The sequence below is a fragment of the Clostridium saudiense genome (genome assembly GCF_000577815.1).
GTDB classification, from domain to species: Bacteria; Bacillota; Clostridia; order Clostridiales; family Clostridiaceae; genus Clostridium; species Clostridium saudiense.
Genome location: NZ_CBYM010000017.1, coordinates 52,026 through 59,301 on the forward strand (window position 1 = coordinate 52,026; position 7,276 = coordinate 59,301).

Sequence of the window (7,276 nt, forward strand, 5' to 3'; positions counted from 1 at the left end):
ACACTGTCTCTCTTTTAGATCGTTATATTTCCATAACTTTTATTAAAGTCATTATTTATTCTCCATTCTAAACAATTCACCCATTTTAGCCATCAACTCTTTATATGTTCCACGCTCTATTATCTTTCCATTTTTTAAAACATTTATTTCATCACACTTTTTTATTGTAGATAATCTATGTGCAATTATGATAACTACTTTATTTTCAAATTGAGAATATAAATTTTCCATAATAAGTTCTTGACAGTTATTATCCAAAGAAGATGTTGCCTCATCAAAAATTATAACCTTTGAGTCACGTAATAGTGCCCTTCCAATTGCAATTCTCTGTCGTTGCCCACCTGATAACTTAACCCCTCCTTCTCCTATTTCTGTATCTAGACCATTAGGTAATGTTTTAATAAAATCAGACATTTGAATAACATCTAATATATCATCAACTTGTTGTTTTTTTATTTTACTATTTAACATTGTAAGATTATTATAAATCGTATCATTTAAAAGTACTATTTCTTGAGTAACTATTGAAATATTCTCTCTAATACTTTTTAATGTATAGTTATTAATATCATTTTCATCTATTTTGATACTACCACTATCTTCTGTCCAATTTCTTAGTAATAAATTTATAATTGTAGATTTTCCCCCACCACTTTCACCTACAATTCCTGTTATAGCTCCTTTTGGAAATGATATTGAAAAGTTATCTAGGACAGAAGTTACTCCATTGTAACTAAATGTTATATTATTAAAGCTAACACCTTTAGTTACTGATAATAAACTTTTTTTACCATTCCTAACTTCATACTCGGTTCTTTCATTTAATATATTCATTATTTTATAAATAGAAATCTTAGCTTTTTTAAATGTGATGGTATTTTCAACAATACGTATAATTGGAGAAAACAACTTTTGAGAATATTGATTAAATGTTATTAATGCTCCTATAGTTAAATTTCCATAAATTATCTGCAATCCCCCAATTCCGTAAATAATTATAGTACTTATTCCATTTAAAAAATTAATTATATTCATTTCCTTTGAATACTCTTTATTTATTTTGATAGAATTAAGGCTATACTCTCTTTCATGATTAAAATATTTCTTCCAAAAATACTCAGAAAATCCTAATGATTTACCATATAATAACATGCGAAAAAATTCATTTACATTTTTGACCATATTAGATAGACATATTCTAGTTTCTTCTGTTAACTTAACAATTCGCTTATTGAAATGCTTTTGAGTAAAAAATACTAAAGGCTGAATTATTACTACTAAAAAAAATAATGATGGTTGTAAAAATAATAAATAGCTACACATAAAAATTGATGTAACAACTTGTATTATAGTTGTAAATAATAATTTAGATGATATACTTTCAACATTATCAATATCTCTATCATATATAGTAAATAATTCTCCCATATTTATATCAGCTTTATAGCTCCCTGGTAATCTTTCAATATGTTTTAATAAATCAATTCTTAGAGTCCTAGTAAAATTTTTACCTATTACGGCATAAAGATAACTAGTAAAGTAATCCAGTATACACTCTACTACTAATAACAATATATAAAAGATAATATATTTTAAAATAAAATTTATATCACCTTTGGCTATACCATAATCTACTATTTTCATTAATAATACTGGCTGTATTAAAATACAAATAGAATATATCACTGAGCAGATAGCAGCACCTATATGGTGATATTTGTATTTAAATATTCTATGTATAAATTCCTTAATAACAGTTTTTTCTATCATACTAATTCTCCAATGATGAAATTATACAATGTTGATAAAGATTCCACTCTGTTCATTCTTACTTCTTTCTTACTAAAATCTAAATTAAATTTAATCTCTATATTATTAAATATTTCACCAGCCTTTTCTTTTGTCATACCCCAAGTTGGATTAAAAAGACTATGTGTAAGAAGCTTTCCGTTCTCTGAATTTGTAATTTTTAATACATCAATAACAATATCCTTTAACTCCTTAAAAACGATATCCTCCTCAATAGGATGATATATTTTATCTATTTTTATAGTATAATCAAATTCACTTGTTTCCCAAAAAGATTTCTTTGAATTTTTTTCTATAATATCAATTACACTTTCATATTTGTTGTTGCTATTAATAAGATTTATTAATATATTAGTAAACTTTGCACTAGCTTTACTGTTCCCACCAAAAAATGTATATAGACCATTTTTATTTTTTACTAAAACAGGCATACAATCAGATACTATTTGAATTTTTTTATTAGGTGAGTACCAATATTCATTGCTGTGTTTTAATATATTTCCTACAACCCCTATTACCGATGGTAATCTAGCAGGATAACTTAATTTCATTGAATTACTCAAAGAAGAAATAATAATTACTCCCTTTTCTTTTAGTTTTTCACATATATGATTTAACTCTAGTAAATATTTATCTGAAACTGTTGCTAAACTAAGATTTATAATATCAATTTTTTTCTTATATAAATATCTTAGTGCTTGTATTAATCCCAGTGAATGTCCTTCATTTTTTTTATTTAAAATCTTTATAATAATGTATTCTATAGGGATATGCTCTTCATTAATAACCTGATAACAAAATGTACCGTGATAACTTTCGTCAATAACATTATCATTTATTTCTATTTTTTTATTTTTGTATAAGAAGGATTTAGAGTCAATAACCTCATTATTTTTTAGTATATCCCAATCAATCCCACTATCTATAATTGCTACTTTTAACATATTTATACTCCTCTATGCTAGTGCATTTTTAACGGTAATTTATTTGTGGTTTATTTAAATATAGATTTAGCTTTAGCTCTTCTTATATAATTGATTTCTGAAACATTTATGTATAGCTCCTTGCTGTCATTGTTATAATTGAATTCTCATACAACAATGACAGCAAGGAGCTATAATAAATGTTTGTTTATTTTATTCATTTGTAAAATTATTTTTGGTACTCTTATAGTACCCTACATATATATTGAAAGTATTGGTAATATAATGATTAAGTTAAAATATATTTATATAACTTATAATAAGTAAACTTCATTTATATTTCTTAGAACTGAATAGATTCAGCAGTATTTTAGATGTCTAAACTTAACTATAACTTATATATATTTAATTAATCTAAATCTTAGCTAAACCAATTGTTGTAAGCTGTTTTATCAAATTCACATTTAGGTGTTGTAGTATTGTTTTTCCAAATTTGACAATCATCCCAACACCCTTGTCCCTTAATATCTAATGAATCTACCTTATCCTTAATTTTCTCAATTCTTAATTCATTATTTTCTTTCATAAATAAATCCCCCTTAAAATATTAATTTCATTCTATTACCAATAGCTAACAATGGCTTAATTAGTATATTTTTTTAAAATTTTATATTTTATATTTTCAATATTACAAACAACCGGATCAGCTTCTAAGAAGTTTCCAGTCAGTGATTTATTTATTAATTTACACCTATTGCTAGTGCAAAACTCCTTATAACTACACTCATAGCATGTACTATTTTCTTTAGAGTATATCTTTTTTAAAGTTTCAACTTTTAAATAGTCTATACCTGTATAAATATCTCCAATCATTAATTTAGAATCACCAACAATTACAGAACATGGATATATATCTCCATTAACATCTATATTAAATGCTCCATATCCTCCATTGCATAATCCTGATTTTTGCTTCATAAACAAATCTTTATCTACAAGACCTACTTTTATCTTAGAATATATATTTTCTTTTCTATTTATAAATTTATCAATCTTCTTCATTTCATTTTCAATAATTTTAATTTTTTCTAAACTCCACTTCTTATCATAGTAATCAAAGGCTGGAGCTATATAATTAAAACCATTTTCTATTAAAGATAAAATATTTTCATATAATGAATCTACCGTTTCTGTGTTAATAGTCATTCTAACTCTCAAATCTGGACGTACTTTCAATAGTTTTACTGCTGTTCTTATTGCTTCATCATAACTTCCATTTCCATTAATATATTTCCGATTTAAATCATGTGTTAATTTATTTCCATCAATACTAATTGTTAATGAATACTTAAAATCATTTACTAAGGTTTTATAAATTTCATCATTTATAATTGTTCCATTTGTAGTAATCCCAAAATTAATACGCCTAGTATCGATATTTTCTTTTAATGATTTAATAAAATACTTTATTAAATCATATTCTAACAAAGGCTCTCCCCCATGAAATATTACATTTATATTTTCATCTACCTTCTTTATTGTTTTACATATAAATTCAATAGTCTTATCTGCAGTTTTTATATCCATAGATGCAGCTAACTTATTATTGCCCTCATAGCAATACTTACAAGATAAATTACATCTTCTGGTAACCCAAATTGTAAAATCCATATTATTATACCTATTCATCCCATAATATTTTTTCTAATACTTTTTTATGATTTATACATCTTTCCTTAAATTCTCTTTCATTATTTTGAAGTCTTGCAATTTCTTCAACACAACTCCAACAAAACAAATTAACATCACATTCCTTACACTTTTCATAATGATCTGGTTGTATACTTCTTAAACTGTTCCCTATTAAATACTCATCTCTAGTTCTTTTCATAGCATCCTCAAGCGTTGTAATTTCTAAAATATTAAATAATTTAAATTTTTCACTTATCAAATTGCCACACGGGTATACCCAGCCATCATAATTAATTGCTAAGTCTGAAACTCCAGCTCCACATCTAATGCTACGTAAATTCATTCTTGCATCAGATAAATCATCTATCTCAATATTATTATCTATTTCTTTATTAATCTTAATAAACTTATCTGAATTTTTTAATCCACGCCCTACCGGTGCAAATATTCTTATAACCGCCTGAGTACCAAGTTCTTTATTTAATTCTAAAAAACCTTTTTTTAACTCTTTATTATAATCACTAATAACCATAGATAAGTAAATTTCATCAAATCCTCGCTCTTTTAATAAGTTAATACTTCGAATAACTTTATTAAATACACCTTTTCCCCTAATTTCACTACATGAATCTTCATCTATACCATCTATACTAATATCTAAACGATTTACATTAGCAATAAGTCTATCTACATTAGCTTCATTAATTAATGTAGCATTTGTTGCAATATCAATTTTTCCTTTATAATTTTTTCGTGTATAATCTAAAATTTCCCAGAAATCACTTCTAACCATAGGTTCTCCACCAGAGAACACTAATTTAGGAATACCATACACCTCTATTTTATCTATTACTTTTTTTAGTTCTTCAAAACTTAATATTCTTTTATACTCGCTAATAAAATCAGCATCTACACAACAATGCTTACATTTCAAATTGCATTGATTTGTCAAATTTATATAAATAGTATCTACTTTTTCATCAATATTTAAATTGTTATCTAACAATTTCATTTTATATAATATTCTTATCAAGTTATCTATATAGACTCTATCTTCTCTATCCTCTATACACTTCAATAATTCCTCTGAATTTAATTTATTATAAATGCCTCGCTCTATTATACTAATACATTCTTTTGAAATTTTAATCCATTCTCCAGAATCTCTATTGGTCAATATTACTCTATTTCCTCGTTCTAGTTTCCTATAGTTTTCACTAAATTTCAAACATATCCCCATATATTCTCCCTCTAATCACTTATATTTATAAATATGAGTTTACCAGTGTATCTTCTACCTTGTGTATAAATTGCACTAGACTTATCCTTAGAAATAATTTTAGTTATAATGATTCCATTCACATATTATTTAGATACTATAACTATTATTTCTCCTAATTCAATAAGATTTTTCCCCTATTTTAATTAAATAATCTCAAATACTTATTTCTGCCATCTGTAATAATTCATATACATATACATTTCCATTTAATCTTTTGTCTTTATTGTCATAATTTTCACCTCAGTATTCCTATAAGTTAATATAAATATTCCTATATATAAGTATTTATATTTTAATGTAAATAAACTTTTCCAACTCCCAATTTGTTTATTTCTTATATTGTACCAAAATTTATATTTATTGTAAATAAATACCTTATTTAATTTTTAAACGATTAAAGTATTCTTTTAATATTACTTATTTAATACATCTTCATCATATATAAATAAGCATCCTCTAGTGTTACTTCTGCTCTTATACAATCTATTCTAGGTTTTTCTTCTGATATAATTTTAGTCATTATCTTACCATCTACATATTGTTTAGACGATATTGTTGCATATCTAGATAACTCTAATATTTCTTTTTCATTTGTTATTAAACAATTCCATACATGATTTTCTGCATTATTTAACAATTCGCTTATTTCTCCATTAAATATTAAATTACCTTTCTGCATAATCCCTAATTTATTGCATGTAGATGCTATATCTTCAATTACATGTGTTGAAAAGATAACAGTTCTTGTTTCTCCAAAATCAACTAATAAGTTCCTAATTTTTATCCTTTCTTCTGGATCTAATCCTGTTGTAGGTTCATCTACAATTAGAATTGGTGGTTCATTTAATAAAGCTTGAACTAAACCAACTCTTCTTTTCATTCCACCAGAAAGTTGTTTATTCTTCTTATTCTGTTTATCTATCAACCCTGTTTTTTCTAAATAATAATCTATTCTATCTTTGCATATGTTTTTTGGTATTCCTGACATTCTCCCTAAATATTCAAGTGAATCTCTAACTGTCAAGCTTGGGTATACTTCTAACTCCTGAGGTAGATATCCAATTTGTTTCTGTATCATTTCATAATTATTTTTTTCTAAGTTAATTCCATTAATTAAAATATTTCCTTTTGATACTGGCAATATTGTTGTTAAAACTCTCATTAACGTAGTTTTCCCTGCTCCATTTTCTCCTAATAAGCCATATATTCCTTTTTCAATATTTAGGTTTAGATTATCTATAGCTTTAGTACCATTATTAAATTCTACAGTTAACCCTTTTATATTAATTGTCATATCTCTTCACCTCATTTTTATAATAAATTAAGCTGCTTTTAAATACAGTCATTCCAAATAATACAATAATAGCTCCTATTAATTTTCCAATTACCCAACTATAATCTAAATCCTTAGTAAAGAACTCACAGAAAGCAAATATATTAGCACTTTTAAAAATATTCATTCCAATAGTTGAATTTAATAAGAACCAAATAAGTACAGCTATTCCTACGCCAATACCAATTTTCTTTGTAATATTCACTAATACTACAGTTAAATATCCGAAAAATGCGA

6 protein-coding genes and 1 pseudogene are annotated in these 7,276 nt (G+C 25.2%); all 7 read right to left on the bottom strand.

Translation table 11 applies throughout. The features are described from left to right. Positions 1 to 51: 51 nt before the first annotated feature. Positions 52 to 1,770: an ABC transporter ATP-binding protein gene (locus TY07_RS09945; RefSeq protein WP_042398945.1), complete on the bottom strand. Its 1,719-nt coding sequence runs from the start codon at positions 1,768 to 1,770 to the stop codon at positions 52 to 54. Then, positions 1,767 to 2,753 carry a S8 family serine peptidase gene (locus TY07_RS09950; protein WP_042398947.1) on the bottom strand — a complete coding sequence of 329 codons (987 nt, stop codon included), beginning with the start codon at positions 2,751 to 2,753 and terminating at the stop codon, positions 1,767 to 1,769. The genes TY07_RS09945 and TY07_RS09950 overlap by 4 nt, the downstream gene beginning before the upstream one ends. A 400-nt stretch (positions 2,754 to 3,153) precedes the next feature. Beyond that, on the bottom strand, positions 3,154 to 3,318 hold the full coding sequence (locus tag TY07_RS18085; protein ID WP_156327496.1) for a hypothetical protein: 165 nt from the start codon (positions 3,316 to 3,318) through the stop codon (positions 3,154 to 3,156). A gap of 56 nt (positions 3,319 to 3,374) precedes the next feature. Then, positions 3,375 to 4,403, bottom strand: a complete 1,029-nt coding sequence (locus tag TY07_RS09955) for a radical SAM/SPASM domain-containing protein (protein ID WP_042398949.1) — start codon at positions 4,401 to 4,403, stop codon at positions 3,375 to 3,377. A 10-nt stretch (positions 4,404 to 4,413) separates the two neighbouring features. Then, positions 4,414 to 5,664 (bottom strand): radical SAM/SPASM domain-containing protein, encoded by a 1,251-nt coding sequence (locus TY07_RS09960; protein WP_042398950.1) that lies wholly within the window; start codon positions 5,662 to 5,664, stop codon positions 4,414 to 4,416. Between the two features lie 463 nt (positions 5,665 to 6,127). Continuing rightward, a complete protein-coding gene (locus tag TY07_RS09965; protein WP_042398951.1) occupies positions 6,128 to 7,000 on the bottom strand; it encodes an ABC transporter ATP-binding protein in 873 nt (290 codons plus the stop codon). Continuing rightward, positions 6,990 to 7,276: pseudogene (locus TY07_RS18360) on the bottom strand (hypothetical protein); the annotation flags it as partial. The gene TY07_RS09965 and the pseudogene TY07_RS18360, both read right to left, overlap by 11 nt.

Bases quoted from the DNA above. Each gene is read 5' to 3' on its own strand.
- TY07_RS09945 (WP_042398945.1), bottom strand. From the start codon at position 1,770: ATGATAGAAAAAACTGTTATTAAGGAATTTATACATAGAATATTTAAA.
- TY07_RS09950 (WP_042398947.1), bottom strand. From the start codon at position 2,753: ATGTTAAAAGTAGCAATTATAGATAGTGGGATTGATTGGGATATACTA.
- TY07_RS18085 (WP_156327496.1), bottom strand. From the start codon at position 3,318: ATGAAAGAAAATAATGAATTAAGAATTGAGAAAATTAAGGATAAGGTA.
- TY07_RS09955 (WP_042398949.1), bottom strand. From the start codon at position 4,403: ATGGATTTTACAATTTGGGTTACCAGAAGATGTAATTTATCTTGTAAG.
- TY07_RS09960 (WP_042398950.1), bottom strand. From the start codon at position 5,664: ATGGGGATATGTTTGAAATTTAGTGAAAACTATAGGAAACTAGAACGA.
- TY07_RS09965 (WP_042398951.1), bottom strand. From the start codon at position 7,000: ATGACAATTAATATAAAAGGGTTAACTGTAGAATTTAATAATGGTACT.